This is a genomic window from Psittacicella hinzii (assembly GCF_003585935.1).
GTDB classification, from domain to species: Bacteria; Pseudomonadota; Gammaproteobacteria; order Enterobacterales; family Psittacicellaceae; genus Psittacicella; species Psittacicella hinzii.
Window position 1 is genome coordinate 25,161 of record NZ_NRJG01000023.1, and the last position, 18,174, is coordinate 43,334.

The following is an 18,174-nucleotide window of genomic DNA, read 5'->3' on the forward strand; positions in this document are numbered from 1 at the left end:
AAGAGCCAAACAGCCAAGAACAAAACACCGAAGGTAAAAACAGTCAATAGTAAAAACAGCTAAAAGCAAAAGTGCTAAAAGACAAAACATTCAAGCCTAAACTACGAAATCCCGCTCATGTGAGCGGGATTTCGTAGTAATTGTAACAAGATTTTTTCAATAACGAGATTTGTGCAATAACGAGATTTGTGCAATAACCAGATTTTTAAAAATAGCGAGACTTTTTACAAAAACTAGCTTTTCTAAAAACGAGAATCTGCAAATACTTTAATTAGATTTTGGTAGACGCTGATTTGGCTTTTTCGGACTAGCACTTGCGACTATATGGGAAATTTGCGTCAGAGAAGTATTCTCGGTAGTAACAAATCTTTCAGGTTTTTGCGTAAAGTAAGCAATGTAAACTTGGTTTACATCGTCTAAAGTTAAGTTATAGGCAGTTGGTTGGCGTTGCGCAAATAACCAACTATGAATTGCTGGGATATTGTAAGCAATTTCCCAAGTGCCCATATGCGCTGCACCTGGACTTGGAGATTGAGAAAGTTTTTGCGCTGGTAAAGTACCAGACTCTATAGTCATGTAGTGGATATTGCCACCTTGCGCCAGCAGCTCTTTTACCGCTTGATCTAGTTCGGCGGTTTTCGCTAAACCGTTAACGGTTTGATAGCCATAAACCGCACCATTTTCTTCGAGCACTTTACGCATTTGGTTTTGTGTTGGGTAAGCTTTAGCATCATCTTGACTAACAAAAACAAACATATTGTTTTTGGCCATAGGTGCTACAAGTTTCGAATCCCATTGACATGCGACTAAGTAAGTACCTGCAAAGAAGTTCGGATACTTAATGTTCATGGCAATTTCCATCATGCCACCACCAGATTGTCCGGTTGCATAAATCCGTCCCATGTCAATATTGTAACGATTAGCTAAGGTTTTAATTAGGTTTAGCGTAGGTTCTAAATCTGCTGGATCTTCAGACTTATCGTTTACAATCTCATGATCAAATTGCGGTGCTAGTACAAAGGCTTCTTGTTGCGCTTGGACTTCAGGACTTGCCCAAACTGTTGCTCCATTGCCTTGAAGTAATGTAGTCTCAACATTAGGTGAAGTATTACCAGCATCGTGAATGAACATCACTAACGGATATGACTTGTGTGGGTCATAGTTAGCAGGTACGTACAGATTGTATTTAATTTTAGTGCCAGTAGTAGCGTCAGTGTAAGTAAACTGTTGGAAATCATCTACTACTTGGTTAATTAAAGTACTTGAAGTTAAATTTGTTACCTTAGCTGGTTTTTCAGTTAAGGTTTGTAATGGACGAACTTGACTAACTTCTAATTTAAAATCGGTTTTAACCGTTGGTAAAGCTCCACGTTCAGTGCTTTTTTCAAGTAATGAAGCATCTGGATCGTGTGGATTAAGTACTAATACTACATAACGACCATTGGTAACTTTACCATTAACATTTGGTTGATTAGTAACAAAAGCCTGTTCAACATTCCGGCCTTCCACTTTAAAAGTAGCAGGACGAAGTTTGCTTGCGTCGATCTCTTGGCTATATTCTAAGATAGCATAGATTACTTTTTGACCGGCGCCTGTAGGTGTAGAAATAGCTGTAACTTTTTGCATATCAGCAAAGGCTGGTAGTGCCGCAGCTAATAAACTCAGAGTTAATAAACTTTTACGAAAGAATTTCATAAGGCAAAAGATAATGAAAAATTCAATGAAGAGATTATTAAGGGTGTAATATCTCTTATTTATACCGGCATTTTATTAAAATTCAAGCGCTAACAAAATTAGTACTATAAGATTGAGAATCCTGATGTGTTAGAACTGATTAGAAAAAGGTAATACCGTACAAGCCTGCAATGGAATCCCCTAAACTAAATTGATACACCACACTTAAAATCCTTAATACATAAGAAAAGACCATAGCCTAAGCTATGGTCTTTAAAATTGTAAAAAGCTTAGTACAGCTTACAGTAAATTATTTTACAGCTAGCATAAATCATTTTGCAGCTAAGCATTAATAAACTTAAGCTAGACTAGCGTAAATCATTTTACACTTAAGCATTAATCAGTTTATAGCGTAGTAAATCTTATTTTCCTTTAGCTTTTTTACGTGAAGAACGACTTGCACGCATAATTCTTGCTTCAGGGGTTTTTGGCGTATTTACTGGAGCAGGTTTTTCATTAGTGCTATGTAAATGATTAGCCGCTAGGTTTTGTGCATCAGTAGTGTTCTCTCTATTTAAGTTAGCTAAACGACTTGCAGGTGTGCCTAAGCTATTAGCACTATCTCCTGCAGGAGAAGTTGTTGCTGTAGACGCTGTTGCCGTTGTTGCTGCTGTTGCCGCAGACGCTGCTGTAGAAGCTGCGGGGTTCATAGCTAGATTAATCGCTTGCGCTTGATTTGCAGCATTCGAAATTGCTACTTGCGCAAAGTTATTAACCGCAGTTGCTAATTTAGCAGCTGTAGCATCGGCTTTGCTCGCACTTGTAAGTTTGTTAGCTGTTAAGCCGCGTGCAAAGGTATTGTTTGGGTTATTAGCGGTTAGTACTTGCGAAATTGGTGCTTTACCTGCTAATAATGGATTACCTACGCTGCTCGCCGCGGCACTAAGTGCTGCTGCAATTGGATTAGTACCTGCAGCCAGACCTAAGTTACCTAATAAGCCATTATTACGACTAGTAAAGGCTGATGGGATACCTGATTTAGTAGCAGTTAATTTTGCAAGGTTGCGTTGTTGCTTCTTATTAATTGTGCTTTGAATAATCTCAAGCTGTTTGGCCGGAGAGAAACCTGCACGTTCTAATAAGTTACCAATATCAGATCCTTCGGTTGCCTTAATACCGTTATTAGCTAACTCTTGTACCCAGTGTTGTGTAATTTGTTGTTCACGTTCGCGAGCAATGCGTTCTACGTACTGGATTGTTGCTAAGTATTCTTCGGCTTCGTTGTTAGCTTTAACTACAGATGAAAGCATTAAGCTTTTGGCTTCTTGGTCTAGAAGAGTGCGAGTTTGTGCAATGTCTTCTGGATTAGGATTGCCTTTTTTCTCAATATCGATTGGCGTTTGCGCCATAATCGCTAACTCAAGTTCATCTTTATTGAGTTCATCATTGAGTAAAGCTTGAGTACTTACTAAAACATTATTATTAACGCGAGCTAATAAGCCTTTTTTGTACTCTGGAGCAAGCATATTGTGGTAGTACTTGGTATAAGCGTCCATGCGTGGGGCTTTACCTTTTTGTAGTTGTGCCACAATTAAGTTTTGTGCGATCTCTAGAGCTTCTGGATCATAAGCCGACATTTTTTGTTGGTACGTAATCTGCGCACGTAGTAAGTAAGCTTGAACAATAGTTTGCGCTTTAGCTTGGTACTGCTGTGTATACTCAGCACCTTTAGCTAGATGTAAACTAAAGTCTTTTTGTGCCAGACTAGGTTGTAAGCTAGCAACTAACTCTTGTTGTTCTGGAGTTAATTCACTTGGTAGGCTTACCGTATGATCGATCAGTTCACATTTAGTTAGGGCTTGTCCTTGTGGATCAATGAATGCCGGCACTAAAGGAGTGTTTTCTTGATCGACATAATAATCAACAAAGATTTTACGTAGTTCTGGAGAACTATAATCTACTTTAATATAGTCTGGTAGTTCTGTACAGTTGGTGTAGATATCAGCTAAATGATATACGTAATTCGCAAAGTAAAGTTTATCTTCATTGCGTACATAAGAGTTTAGATCGATTACATAATCTAAGTTAAGTTCTGGATCTTTAACTGTTTCTACATATGGCTCATTTGCACGATCTGCAGGATTCGTTTGTGCAGCACGTAAATCTTGCATGGTTTGCAGTAAACGTGCATAAGCTTTTTCTAAGCTAGTAACAATAAAGTTAAATGCTTCTGGATAGCTTTCAGCTTGGCGTGCTACTTGCTCACTAAAGAACTCTTTTTCACTTTCGTGACGTGGGAAGCAGCCAACTACACCTGTACGATCAAGCGTATTTGCAAATTCATGTAACTCTAAGCCTGAACTTGCAAATAGACGTCCTAAATTGTAGAAATCATCTGGAGAGCCATAAGCACTTTCCCCAAAAATAAAGTTATCTACAATGTAGTTTAAAGTACGTGTTTGTTGATCTGTACGATCAAAGCGGAAATACCAGAATGGAGCTTTAGACTCAAGACCTAGTTTACGTAAGCTTGCGTGATAACAAGCTCCTAACCCCATAGTAAAGGCTACATAACTAAAACTAGACATATATAAATCAAAAATATCTAGTAAAGCTTGTTGATCGTAGATATTGTTGTTTTGATGTAAGTAGCGGTATACGTACTTAAATAAAGCACTAGTTAACGCAAAACTTGGTAAAGCCACAAAACGTTTTGGAGCAATGCTTTGACGTGTAGCTTGGGGATTTTGCATTTGTTTTGCAAGGTAATCCATTTCTTCTTGGGTTAAAGCAGAAATGCATTGATATGGATTATTGTGATCAACTTCGGCTAAGTAGTAATCATAATAAGTCACGATTTTCATTAAGAGTAAATGACGTAAATCGCGATTCTGATGATTAGCCATTAATAAGCTTGCATAAAGAGAGCTTAAAGTTAAAACTAATAAACCTGTACCATTAGCTTTACCACCAGCCTCGTTACTTAGTAAACGAAAAGCGCGCAGCATTTCATGGTTAAAGGATTTGTCACCACCTAAGGCTGTACGTGAAGTACGATTTAGGTGGAACATCCCGTTAATAATAGGGTCGTTAAAGTTTAAACGGTTGGTAAAGTTCACCGTAAACTCTAACTCTATTAAGATAGCGCGGTAAAGATCCGGCGCATAGAGTAAATTTTGTACTTGTCGATTAAGACTCATGTTTATTTCAAGGTTGAAGTATTACCTTAAATCATTTTAAGAATAAAGATAGTGAATAAAGATAGTTACATCTTAGGCAAAATGAGCAAAACCTATCCCTAGATTTTAAAATTAGATTTAAAAAATACGAGATAGTTGCACTTTTAAGGTAAATACAGAGTTAGAGGAAATTGTTAAGAATAAAAAGAATAAGCAGAATAAAAATCACTTAGTTAATGGCTTAAGGATTTTTAATCTTGCGACTATCTATTTTACCGCAAAACCTAGCGCAACGCCTAATTTTGTCAGGAGAAAGTGAAGAAAATACCCTTAGGAAGTGGAAGAAAGTTGGAGCGTGAAAAGTTTACGACTTGCTTAAGAGTGACTTTGCTGCCAATTGGGGGATTAAAAATTAGGATATTTACAAAATATAGAAGTAAGTAGATTTTTGAGATGTGTGGATTTGTAGTGCTACCTATATGGTTATGGGGTTGAGGTATTTGGAAGTATGTAACATTCTGGGGGTACAGCTCATAGGGCATAGTGTGTATTGGTGCGGAAGTTAGAACCTATTTAAGTAATGTATCATTTTTGGGGTACAGCTCAATGATGATAAAGATGGTAGGGAAGTGTTGAGAGAAAGCGGATAAGAGATACAAGATCTGATAGCTACAAAAATGGAGAAATAGTACCAACAGTATTGATGCGTACATGAAGTAGCTCAAATACAATTAAGAAATATCATTTTTGGTTTATCTGCCTTAACTTGCAGTGTTTTAATTTGCGTTTTGTAACCAATAAATTTTCGCTTTGCTAGCAATTATTTACTCTGGATTATTTTGTAAGCTTTTCTTGGTTTAGAGGAGGTTCGGTTATGATTAGGTAGCTGTACTTTAGGCTGGAAAATTACCGCTTAGGTACTATGCTATAAGGTCTACTAAGGTGCTATGTTGAAAGAGACAGCTAAGGGGATGTACAGTAAAAGTCTAGTGAAAGTTGGTGGTAAGATAGAGACAAAAGTCTATGGATTAAGGAAAGAACTGCTGAATTGAGTGTAAAACTAAGCGTTGCGAAATGACAGGTTTGTGTGAGGCTGTAACAGGAGTTAGATCACTAATTATTGCTCTTAGTAGTCTTATTTTATCTTCGGTGATAATTTGCGATGGGGATGGCAGGCCCCATCTATCAAATGATATTAATTTCTGCGTATTTGTAATTTCATTTATTGTTTGTTAGATGGTGGGGATATCATTTTCATCTTGCGTTTTGCTGGTTTTAAAGGAAGGTTTCGTTAGAAATGACACCTTAAATATAAAAACACCTATTTATAAATTTTCATTTGTTTGTAATATTTAAATTTTGCTCATGCAAATGACTATTTTCTTTTGTACCTAAGGCTATTTAAAATTTATTTTCGTTTTTTAGGTACTTTTTTGCTCTTAACTTTCGTTTTGTTGTTTATAATGAGCGCGTAAGAGCAATTTGCTCTAATGTGAGGGCTAGCAACTGACTGTACTTTCCATCGTTTAGGGGCTCTTTCATTTCTTATTAATCTTAAACGATAGTCAGTTTACTGCCTATTTTTTTATTCCCAACAACTATCTTTCCACTATTTTCTTTCCACTGTTAGTTTGTTGGACAGTCTCTTTCACTTTTCAAGACAAATCTCCGTAATTGTACTAGACAATAGTACTAAATATAAATAGCACTGTTTATATTCCGGAGGTTTGAGGTTCTGTGGTTACTTATCTCTGTTGTTTAGACTTAAGTAATTCTCAGAGTTGAAATTTTATTCAATGTCTCCCTTAGTTTTCTCATAATTGCTTGGTACTGCATCTCTTTAAGAGATAGACTAGTATGAAGTAGCTGTATTATTGGGCGACATTCCATAACCAAGTTTTGAAGAATTTTTAGCTCTAAGATATCCTATCTTCTCTTTCCGATCTAAAACTTCCTTTCAATACGGTTATCCTGTTGATCAATAGTACGGTGTAATTATGTAGCTAAGCAAGGGCGACCTTAAACTTTCGAAACTATACATATGAAAAAAACGCTCTTAGCTTTAGTATTAGGTTCTGTCGCCGCTTCATCTTTCGCTTATATCAATCTTTTTTCTTCTGCTGACGGTCGTTCAAAAATCCGTTTTGGTGGTGACTTCCGTGTAGTAGGACAATACCAAGATAATAGTTTCTATTATCCTAGTAAAGCTGGTTCAGACGAGTTCTATACGTTCAACCAATTACGTTACCGCTTTAGCTTAGACGGTCATGTATTCTTAAACCCAGAAACTTATTTAGGTTTCTACACACGTTTTAATGGTAGTTTCACTAATTACCAATACACGTACACCGGTAGCGATACTAATGCTAACTTCCGTAACTCTACACGTATGAGTTATAAAACGGATAATGGTTCAACCAAAGTTCGTTACCACAACCAGTATTCTCCAGATATCGACCGCTTCCAAGTTTACTTTGGTAGTTACAAATTCGGTCGTGTAACCTTAGCCCTAAACTCAAAAAATATGGGTAACCAAGAAGTGGGTGCTGCTGACAACAATGACTTCAGTACAGCAACTAACTTCGTGTACACCTTCTATACTGCTTTATCAAACGTATACTTACGTAACTACGATTGGACTGTACGTTACGACTTAACTACAGATCCTAATGCTAAATATTTAGCGTCTGTTTCTTATGCACGTGGTAAGAGTGACATCTACAGTACTCAATCTTCATCAAAATACAAATACAACCACGATGTACAAGTATCGTTTGGTTATAAATTCAACCGTCAAAACGGCTTTTACTTAAATGCTGCATCTACGGCTGAAGCAACAAATACACGTGATAAAACTGCAACTAAATCAGAAGGTGTAGAATTATACGCAGATGTACGTCCAATTCCTGAGTACAACAACTTACGTTTACGTACAGCGATTTCAACCATGAGCCAAAATCACCGTTCATGGAACTACAAAATTAAAGTGACTTCATTCTCAGTAGATTTAACTCACTATGATACTTTTGTGAAAGGTTTAAATCTTTATGCAGGTGGTGGAGTTAAACTTGATAAACGTGCATATGCAACTTATAACACCACTACTAAAACTTACCAAGGTTACGCAGGTGGTGAGTACTACATCTTAAATACTTACACTGGCGACAAAGTAACCTTAAAAGGTTTCTTAGAAGGTCTATACAGTCGTGAGAAAAGAGAAAACTGGAGCACCAATCGCAGCATGAACTCACGTTCAGTTGCTGCAGGTTTCCGTCTGTTCTTATAATTGTAGGTTAGACGATCTAGTGTTTAGATCGATAAAGTCCGACAATCTTAACCCTGTTTAATGCCTAAGCAGGTAAATTCTAGATAAGGTTAGAAAGATTAACTATAAAGATAGACATCTATAAAGATAGTCAACAAAGTTACTTTCTACTTTACGCAACAGAATTACCAGCTTAGAACTAAGTATCACCAATTTGCCTTTAAGGCAACGAAATTACTTACCTACAAACAAAGTCTTACCGTAATTAAGTTTAGCTTAATTATTGTGAAATGGAGAAGTAAGGGAAGAATATTTCGTTTTAAGTCTTTTTTCGAATAGATGGTTTAACTTACGTTAGACCATCTTTTTTATGGGCTAAAGAAAATGCTGTGAGACGTGTGATATGTATTAGCAATAGTTGGAGAAGCGGAGGGGCGTAACAGTGGGTGCGCTGTTTAGACTTTAGACTTTAGACTGACTGCTATCCTATCTTTAACTTATCTTATGCTTCTGATTATTGCCTAGGTATGGTAAAAGGTAGGAGAAAGGGTAGTCTAAAAGGTAATCTAGAGGGGGATTAAAAGGTTAGCTCAAAGATAGAACAAAAATTTATTGCTCTTGAGTATGGTACAACTAATGGAGAAACATACGAAAATTTAATAGCATCTCTTGGAGGATAATACTGCAAATTAGGTACAGATCAATCTAAAGCAAAAGTAGTAAATTATGGTTATCAATTGACGATTTTACTCAAGTTCAAATTGTGATTTGTGGTTATGAAGGAAAAACAAGTAATGAGATAGAGTAAATTTAAGGGATGAAAATGAAGTTTCTAGGCTGTTGCGCACAGGTATATCGTAAGGATATCGCTGTGACTGCATAGAGACATCACTGGAGCGTGGCTTAGGTATGAATCTGGGAGATTATTGATAAGTAAGGTAAGTTAGTGCATGAAAAAGACAAAAATGAGACCTCATAAGGGCTGCTTTGTGGTTGATATAGGTGTTAGTGATATTGTTAAACTGTTATTTCAGACAACCTTTTAGGAATTAGCGTTAATTTTCATTTTATTTTAGCGAAAATCACGCTAAAATCTCGCTCTTAATGGCAAAGATAGCTAAATAACCATGTAAAGCCTAGGGATTAATTGCGTCATGGTTCACAAATAGCAAAAATTTATTATGGAGTATTAGTATGTTTTTGCTACTGACAAAAATAAATTACAGCTTGCAAAAATCTTGCGTCTAAAATCTTTATCTTGTGCTATTTATGGTTAAATATCCATATTTTAATTTGTACAATCAATAATTGGTGCTAAATAACAAAAAGTAACTTTTGCAAGAAATGAAAGTAAACTCACGGTTTTAAGTTATAAATACATAACTAGACAAGCAATTTTTTTATGTTACTATAAAGGCACAAAATTAGTTAGTTACTTGGTAATTCCAGATATATTTTTTGTTACTTTTTACTTGTTTACTTAAAACAGTAACAATTGTTGCCAAGAGCAAAGCTTGGTAACTTTTTTAGCTCTTCATGTATCTTGTTCCATTATTGTCTGGATTATCATTTTGGCCTCTTTCCAATTTTGCCAAAAAATAACAACTGATTCACTTTGCTATTCCTAGGTTTATAACTTGGCTGTTTAAGTTAAAGTTCTCTCACAGCCGTTTAAATACTAATTCTTGCGATTACCTATTTAAAGGACTTAGGAGATAATTAATTGAACAGCGTAATTATTGTCTCTTTCCACAACAATAATTACTTTCTAGATCCTTAATTAAAAATTTTATCGCAACTCTAAATTTTTAACTCATCTAGGGTTATTTTCTTAGGCATATCTTTTAGCAAAACCGCTTTGGCTGGGCAACCAGAAACAGTATTTGTACCCTTAGGTAGTTTTACGTTGCGTTGACGAAAGTTTTCTCCCAGTTTACTACCTAATTGTATCTAATTACATTTAAGTCGCTTACCTAATTAAGCATCTTGCATATTTAAGTATCTCGAGCATAGCTAAATGTAATTCATATTTATGACAACAAAGTTTTGCTAGAAAATAATGTCGCCTAAATATCCATACTAAAACAATAGATAAGTTTCAGCAGTGCCTCTCTAAGAATCCCTTCTTAATTTGTCATTCCTGATAGCCTATCTTGCCTTTCCTGGCAATCCATTATTGTTTTATTTCCACTTTAAGGTGTGATTTAGTCTTAACGACCCTTTTAAAGTGACTAAAAGTAACTTTAAAGTATTACTCTTACTGTTTTTGTTCCCAGTCAAAAGGTCTTTTTGTTTGAGTTTCATTAGCTTACTTACTCATTTGTCTCATATTAGTTATGAAAAAGACTCTTTTAGCTCTAGTTCTAGCGACGATTGGAACTTCAGCATTCGCTTATGTTAATTTAGTATCTTCTGGTGACGGTCGTTCATATTTAAGAGGTGGCTTATCAGCTGAGCTTAGCCAACGTCTTACTGGAAGTAGTTACATTAATTTAAATAATACTAACGCCACGGAACGAGATAATTATCATCAACAACGTTATCGTTTTCGTGCAACTTTAGACGCACGTGCTGCGATTACTCCTGCTTTCTACATTGGGTTCTTCATCCGTGCAACTCACTCATTTAACCCATCAACAATTGTTACTACCAATAAGAACTATTCAGCGAATTACTTATCGGCATCAAATCGTAACAACGGTAATATCTTACGCGCTTATGGTGTAGGTTTCAATGATTCACGTAAACTGAATTATTGTTATAAGAGTGAAAACGGTAACCAAAAATGTAAAACTCACTCGGAGTACCGTCCTGGGTTTGACCGTATCCAATTCTGGGTGAACTCATATCAATACGGTAAAGTAACCTTTGCATTTAAAGCGCAAGGTAGTAGCAACCAAAACATTGGTGCGGCGGATAACAACGACTTTAGTACTTCAACTAACTTCTTAGATACACCATATAGTGCATTATCAGATGTGTACTTAACTGGTTACGACTTCTCAGTACGTTATGATTTAACTACTGATCCACGTAAACCATATAAATTAGCTGTATCTACTGCAAGAAAGAAAACTGATACTTATTCATACGACAGTCAATGGAAGTACAAGTACGACAATGACTACCAAGTATCAGCAAGTTATGAGTTTAGCCGTAATAACAAAATTACCTTAAACGCTGCACGTAAATCTTCAGCTTTAACCCGTGGCTTAAAAGCAAACTCAGATCGTACTTCAGTTAAAACCACAGGTTACGGTATCTATGCTGATGTACGTATGCCAGGCAGAGATAACTTACGTATCCGCGCAGAGATTTCAACCTTTACGCAAAATCACCGTTCATGGAACTACAAAAATAAAGAATTATCATATGGTATTGACTTAATCCACTATGATTTATTCACTAGAGGTTTTGCGGTATACGGTGGTTACATCTATAAATCACAAACTAAAGACTATTATGACAATAGTCGTGTATTAGACGCTCACACTAAACAACGTGTAACTTACTTAGGTACACAGTACAACATCTTGGATACTTACCACGGTGATAAATTAACCGTAAAAGTATACTTAGAGGGTAGTTTAGATGAGATTAAATACGTAAATGCTCCTCGTAACTTCGGTTATAACGGTAAAGTGTATCGTAAAAATGCTTCAACAGGTGTAGCTATTTACTACTAAACCGTAAATATATCTACTGTTGCTTGAGTTAAACTCTTGTTACCAGTAAACAGGTTAAGGCAGTGGTGAATCACTATTGCCTTAACCAAGAATTATATGGTTGCTTAGCCTAATCCAAGAACTCTATACACATAGACATGTAAGCACGAATATCATGAATTATGTACTTACATAGAAGCAATTAAAGATTAAAGTTAGCAACTTGATTAAAAATCTAAAGTGAGTCACGACATTGCTGTAAAAATTAGTACACAGTATAAAGCTATGACGATAAAACTTTAGTCACCGAATTTCCTCTTTTAGAAGTTTACGGAGTCGCCTAGTATCAGCAAATAATAAGTGGTCAGTTATAGTTGCTGATATTATCTTTAAACTTCTAAAGCCAGGTTTTAATTTCACGGAAATTTAAATCTGGAAACCTTATGCTAATGCAAAATTAGTTAATCTTGAATTTCATGTGTATAGTCTTGCAAAAGGGCTATATAAACCTGTAAAGTAACTCCTATGTACAATAGTAGTTACTTTTTTTATGCCTAACCTAAATTCCGCAAATTTTAGATAATGGGAAAGCGCTGTTTTTAGGTATATTTATATTAACAAGTCCTTGAAAATCAACCTGTTGTTCAGAAAAACAAAATGCAAAACTCTAACATTACATGAGCTTTCATTACATTAGTATTGAACAATAAAATCAAAGCGTGCGAAGTGTCACCAAAATACGTTTTATATTAATAAGGAACTATATTATAGGTATTACTAATCGTATCTGGTAAGTTGAAATCAAAACAGATAAATTCCATAAAAATGAAATACCTTTAGTATACAAGTCGCTCATATTTTATAGACAGACAAACCAACTTGTTAAAGTAATTAGAAGAAATCTTTTTTACATAAGAAAAACTAAAATGGCTTTGTCATTATGCATTTTGGGAGTTTAGGATGCCTAAATTTTGGTATATGTGGTGTTTCGTTTTTAGGGTGCAACTCAGGGCTTAAGGCTTAGTTTTTGTGAGGTAATTTTTAGCTAATTTTAAAGTTTTATAGAGATTCAAGGGAGAGTTTCGTATATTTTTAAGTCTAGTATAGAAAATTTGCTACTATAGTAGCATTGCAACCAGAGAAGATAATAGTTAGTAACGTTAAGTACTTAACTAATGATATTTCTGATAAAAACTCGTAAGATGCTCTGTTTTGAGCTTATTCTGCTACTTATTTAAGTGGTGCTGATATCTGTTTAAGCTATGCTTGTGGCTGTTTAAGCTGTGCTGATATCTGTTTAAGCAGTGTTGATGTTTGTTTAAACAGTTTTAGCTGGTAAACTTAATCAAAGGTTCAATTGTAAGCAAGCTTAAACGTAAGTTCAACATTACCGTAGCTATCTAGAATTTAATTAGAGTTTGATCGCAAAATCTTAGTTAAGGTTCGCCTAGTTAGTTAACTTACAGTCTTATTCCAGTTTGGTTTTTAGTTTGGTTAGGAAAAGACTGTAAAGGTTTGTATAGGTGCCTAATGTTTGAGCATTAGGAGATTGTTAACTTACTGATTAGTTCTAAAATGTTATTCTTCTTTTTCGATCTAATCACTCTCAAATTGCAATATACACTAAGGAATACTTTATGGTAAGACCGTTACTATTAGGTATAGGCTTATTGGCTTTTATGACAACCGCTACCCAAGCACGCGTAACCTTAACTACTTGGAATGATGGTAAATCTTCATTACAATCAATCTGGCAAGTGCGTTTTGGTTATAGTTACTCTACGCAATATAATAGCTACCAAACGTACGAACGTAATACGCAAACTCCAACTTGGAACTTACGTCCTCGTATTTCATTTATGCTTAATCAGTACATTAACGATGATTTAACAGTTGGTGGTTATGTACGTTTTATGCATATTTTTATGAGTAGACATAGTCGTAGTATGAACTATGACTATAGTACGGGTACTTATAGTGATGTAACTTACACTGCGACGCACGGTAAAAATCCTATTCGTGCCGATCGTGGTCATTTCTATTTAGATAGTAAAACTCTTGGACGTTTAACTGTTGCTTTATCAACAGGTTTATATCCAACCCAACAAGGTGCTGGTGACGTACGTGACTTTGGGACTAATACTTGGTTCTTATCTAATCAATCACGTGCGATTACTTATGCATACTTAGATACGCAAGACCGTTTAGTACGTTATGATTCTCCGGAGTTAAGTGCAGATATTCCTTTACAAGTAAGTGTCTCATATGGTGATATGCGCAGCAATCAAACCAATGACGCTGGACAAATTAAACGCCGTTACGATACTGAAGTATCTGGAGCACTAATCTATAACCTGCCTCAATATAAAGGTTATGTAAGTTTACTTGCCGCACAAAAACACGTATATGCTAATTACACCACTAAGTATCCAACTACCGGTTACCAATTAATGAGTAAGTTCTCTCCCATCGAGAACTTAATGGTACGAGCTGAAGTTGGACTTGCCAAAGAAGAAACGGCAACCGTGTATAACCGTTACCGTGGCGCAGGTGTTGATTTAGATTACCGCATTGGTCGTTTTGAGCCATATGGTGGTATTTTATATATGCATACGATCACGAATAATAAGAGCTCGGGTTTACAGCAAGAGAAAAAAGCTTATGAGGTTTACGTAGGTACTACCTACGATTTAGCTACTAAAGTAGCTAATGCCTTTAACTTTATGCTCTTTGCTGAAGCATTACATAGCTATGTTAGATATGAGAAGAACTATGCAGCTCGTTTAAGTGATCATGTTTATACTTTTGGTGGTGGTCTGCTAATTACTTGGTAGTAGTTTAGGGATCGTAAGAGTTTAAGGCTCATAAGGGTTCAAGACTCGTAAGGGATCTGGATTCGTAAGAGACTCTGACCGTAGGAGACTAAGGTTTGCTGCCTATCACAGACTATCTATAAGTAAAACCCCAGAAAAGAAATGTTCTTTTCTGGGGTTTTAAGTTTATTTAGTTTCAAGTTTATTTAGTTTAACTAAAATTTCAGCTTGTGGTGTGTCACTTCATTTACACATAACGATTATTACGTGTAAAGAGGCTAACTACACCGCGAATTAAAGCATATAACGCAATAAAGGTGAATGCATAAGCAAAATTCAGCCAACGATAGTAAGCTTGGTAAGGAGTAGTTCCTACGTAGTTTAAATATTGTCCAACTAATACTTCTTCGCTATCACGTGGTGCTAAAGCAGTAATTTTGCCTTGTGGGTTAATAATGGCAGTAATGCCATTATTAGTATCACGTAAAGAATATCTTTGGCTTTCGAGCGAACGGAAGCGAGCGATATTTAAGTGTTGATCTGGGCCTTGCACATGTCCAAACCATACGTCGTTGGTAATGTTTAATAAAACATTAGTATTGTCATTAACGTTACGTAGCACTAAATCCGCAAAGAGTGTATCGTAACAAACTAAAGTATGAGCAAGACTATATTGCGTGCGCATATTTGCTTGATTACGATTGCCGGCTGTAAACTGTGCAGCATATAACTCTTTAAAAAACGGAATAGGTAAGTGACTTAATAATCCTCCCAATGGTAAATATTCTCCAAAAGGCACAAGTGTGGTTTTGTCGTATTTTTGTACCAGAATGTCTAACTCTGGAGTGTGGAGGATTTGATTATTAGCAGTTACGGCACGTTTAATTAAGCCTACTTGTGACAGCATAAGAGCTGAGTTGTAGTAACGAGTTTGCCCTTGTTCATTGCTTGCAGTTAGTGAACCCACTAACATATCCGCATTAGAAGAGGCTACTAAGATGTAGAAATGGCTTAGGATTTGCTCTTGTTGTCCTTGAGGATTACCGGTAAAAATTTGCATTACTGCAGATTCAGGTAAGATCCAAAGTTGCGGCTCAGTTGTTGCTTGTTGTCCGCGTTGAATTAAGTACTTATAAGTGTCAACTTGGGCTGGGATTTGTTGCGGATCCCATTTAGCGCGCGATTCGATATTCGGTTGTACTAAAGCTACGGTAATAGGTTTCCCTTCTGGTTTGGTAAACTGCATTGGGTAAAAATGAGCTGCCGCAAAACCACCAGTTAATAAAGCTAGCACAATAACATCTGTACGGAAGTTAATGCGTAGCTGACGGTCAATTGTTTGACGACGCAGGCTCATACCCGAGTTAGGTTGACGAGCCACAATCAGTTTACGCACTAAAACATACACAAAAGTAACTGCACTAAACTCAAAGAACTGTACAAGGTACACGCCACCTAAAGGTGCTAAGGTTTGGCTTAGGGTATTAGCATTAGCATAACCAAAGTTTAACCAGTTAAAGTTAGTAATTAAGTTATACCAAAGATAAGTAATTCCTGAAAAAGCTAAAGGTAAGAGCGCAAAGTTACGATCACGTCCATTCCAAATAGCAGCAAGAATAATTGATCTAATCCCTAAAACTAAACTTAAACCAAATAAGGCGAGAATACTTGCCCATGGTGGGAAGTCCCCATAGTAAGTAATAGCATTAGTGAGCCAGTAAAGAGTACCAAAACTAAAAGCTACATCCCAAGCATAAGGTAATAAATAAGACCCACGCTTGTCATTAGCTTTAGTTTGGAGAAAGAAAATATAGAAGAATAAACAGATATAAAAAGCTGATTTACTGTAGTAAGGAGCAAAGCCTAAATACATAAAGTAGCCAGTAAAAGCAGCTAAGAATAACAGAGGAAAGCGTAATGACCAATTATTAATAATCATAACGACAACTCCTTAAGCGTGTTTATCTGCTGATGAAGTTGAGTTGTTATTAGTTTCTTGATCATCACTTACAGCACTTGGCATGCTAAAGTCATTTTCTTCTGCTGCAACTTGAGCATTAGTTGCTTGTGCATTTGCAGTTGCTGCGGCATTTGCTGTCGATTCTGTACTTTCAGTTGCTTCAGTATATGCAGTTTTTTCTGTACTTGCTGTTACTTCAGAGTTTGTGGTAGAGCTAGCGTTAGATGCTGGTTCAGAATCTGTAGTTTCCTCTGCTACTTTATCTGAAGAAGTAGTTTGAGCAATTGCATCAGTAGTACTGTTCGCAGCTGAAGAGCTACTTGCTTCTGTTACATTAGCTTTGTCTTGAGTTTCTTTAGCTACTTGCTCTTGAGTTGTTTGCCCTTGCTCTTGTACTTGCTCTTCTTTAAGAGTATGAGCTTTAATAGTTTCTACTGCTGCCATAGTTTCTTCAATAGCAGCAATATCTTCTAAAGTTTCAGTAGTATTTGTAGCTTTTAAAGCTTCAGCAGTTTGTTCTGCAGCAAGGCCATGTTTAAATACTTCGTTATGCGCTTGTACTTTTTTATCTTTTTGTAGTTGTAGAGCGTATTCTGGAGAAGTACGAACACGTAGTTTAAGAATTTGACGTTCGTTTACTTGCGTAATACGCGCAATAAGCACATCCGGAATAATTTCTACTGATTCATTGCGCGTTGGTAAGTGACCTAAAAGCCCTAAAACATAACCTCCAATGGTTTCATACTCATCATCAGAAAGTTCACATTGAAATGCTTGGTTGAATAGATAAATCGGAGTGCGTGCTAAAACATCATACGAAGTTTTACTTACTTGTTGAATATAGTGGTTATCTTTATCGAACTCGTCGGAGATATCACCCACGATTTCTTCAAGAATATCTTCGATTGTAATTAACCCTGAAATTTCACCAAACTCATTTACCACTAAAGCTAAGTGTGTATGCGAGTTTTGGAATTCTTGTAACAGAGTGGTTACGTGTTTGGTTTCTGGGATGATTTTAATCGGTTTACTAATGTCGAGTAAGCTTACTTGATCGATTTTGTCGTCGATAAGTATACGTAGTAAGTCTTTAGTAAACAATAGACCAATAGAATCTTGATCTTCAGCATCATCAGTAAGAACTGGATAACGACTATGACCATATTCAAGTACTGAGTTTAATACTTCACGTAATGAATCATCACTGTAGAAGTAGTCAATATGCGCACGCGGGATCATTAGATCACGCGCTCGCATATTGCGAATGCCTAAAACACCTTTAAGCATTTTAGCAATATGAATATCTAATTGATTATTAGCATTTAAATAGTCGATCTGTTGTTGTAAAGAGTCGGCATTTTCTACTGATCCTGGTTTATTAGTTAATTTAGCGATCAGTTTATTGCGTGAGCCAGAAATAAAGTTTTGTAATTTTGTAGAAACTTGTGTAAAAAACGACATAAGTTTAGAAAAGGAATTCCGTGTAAAATGAGTTGTGCACATGGCACAAGGCATTTATGCTACTTAAGTTATTTAAGAAAGTTGTTTGCCTTAGTTAGTAATGTCGAGTGTTGATTAGACTATTTTCTTTTAAGGTTAGATAATCTAATGCCTTATG

The 18,174-nt window shown here is 36.1% G+C and carries 7 protein-coding genes; 3 read left to right on the forward strand and 4 right to left on the reverse strand.

Annotation, left to right across the window (positions count from 1 at the left end):
- Positions 1-267: 267 nt before the first annotated feature.
- Together CKF58_RS01420 and CKF58_RS01425 are read right to left on the reverse strand one after the other, a co-directional pair.
- A complete protein-coding gene (locus CKF58_RS01420; protein ID WP_119530209.1) occupies positions 268-1,695 on the reverse strand; it encodes a pyrroline-5-carboxylate reductase in 1,428 nt (475 codons plus the stop codon).
- Positions 1,696-2,096: 401 nt separating this feature from the next.
- Positions 2,097-4,874, reverse strand: a complete 2,778-nt coding sequence (locus CKF58_RS01425; RefSeq protein WP_119530210.1) for a hypothetical protein — start codon at positions 4,872-4,874, stop codon at positions 2,097-2,099.
- Between the two features lie 2,020 nt (positions 4,875-6,894).
- On the opposite strand from CKF58_RS01425, the gene CKF58_RS01430 reads away from it, so the two are divergent.
- The 3 genes from CKF58_RS01430 to CKF58_RS01440 all read left to right on the forward strand — a co-directional run bounded on the left by CKF58_RS01430 (position 6,895) and on the right by CKF58_RS01440 (position 14,617).
- Positions 6,895-8,139 (forward strand): hypothetical protein, encoded by a 1,245-nt coding sequence (locus CKF58_RS01430; protein WP_119530211.1) that lies wholly within the window; start codon positions 6,895-6,897, stop codon positions 8,137-8,139.
- A 2,315-nt stretch (positions 8,140-10,454) separates the two neighbouring features.
- Positions 10,455-11,804, forward strand: a complete 1,350-nt coding sequence (locus tag CKF58_RS01435) for a hypothetical protein (protein WP_119530212.1) — start codon at positions 10,455-10,457, stop codon at positions 11,802-11,804.
- A gap of 1,616 nt (positions 11,805-13,420) precedes the next feature.
- Positions 13,421-14,617, forward strand: coding sequence for a hypothetical protein (locus CKF58_RS01440; protein WP_119530213.1), 1,197 nt, complete (start codon positions 13,421-13,423; stop codon positions 14,615-14,617).
- 226 nt (positions 14,618-14,843) lie between these two features.
- Here the strand turns inward: CKF58_RS01440 and lnt are convergent, their stop codons facing one another.
- Both lnt and CKF58_RS01450 read right to left on the reverse strand, forming a co-directional pair.
- A complete protein-coding gene (gene lnt / locus CKF58_RS01445; protein WP_119530214.1) occupies positions 14,844-16,535 on the reverse strand; it encodes an apolipoprotein N-acyltransferase in 1,692 nt (563 codons plus the stop codon).
- A gap of 12 nt (positions 16,536-16,547) precedes the next feature.
- Positions 16,548-18,017 (reverse strand): transporter associated domain-containing protein, encoded by a 1,470-nt coding sequence (locus tag CKF58_RS01450; RefSeq protein ID WP_222987649.1) that lies wholly within the window; start codon positions 18,015-18,017, stop codon positions 16,548-16,550.
- Positions 18,018-18,174 lie beyond the last annotated feature (157 nt).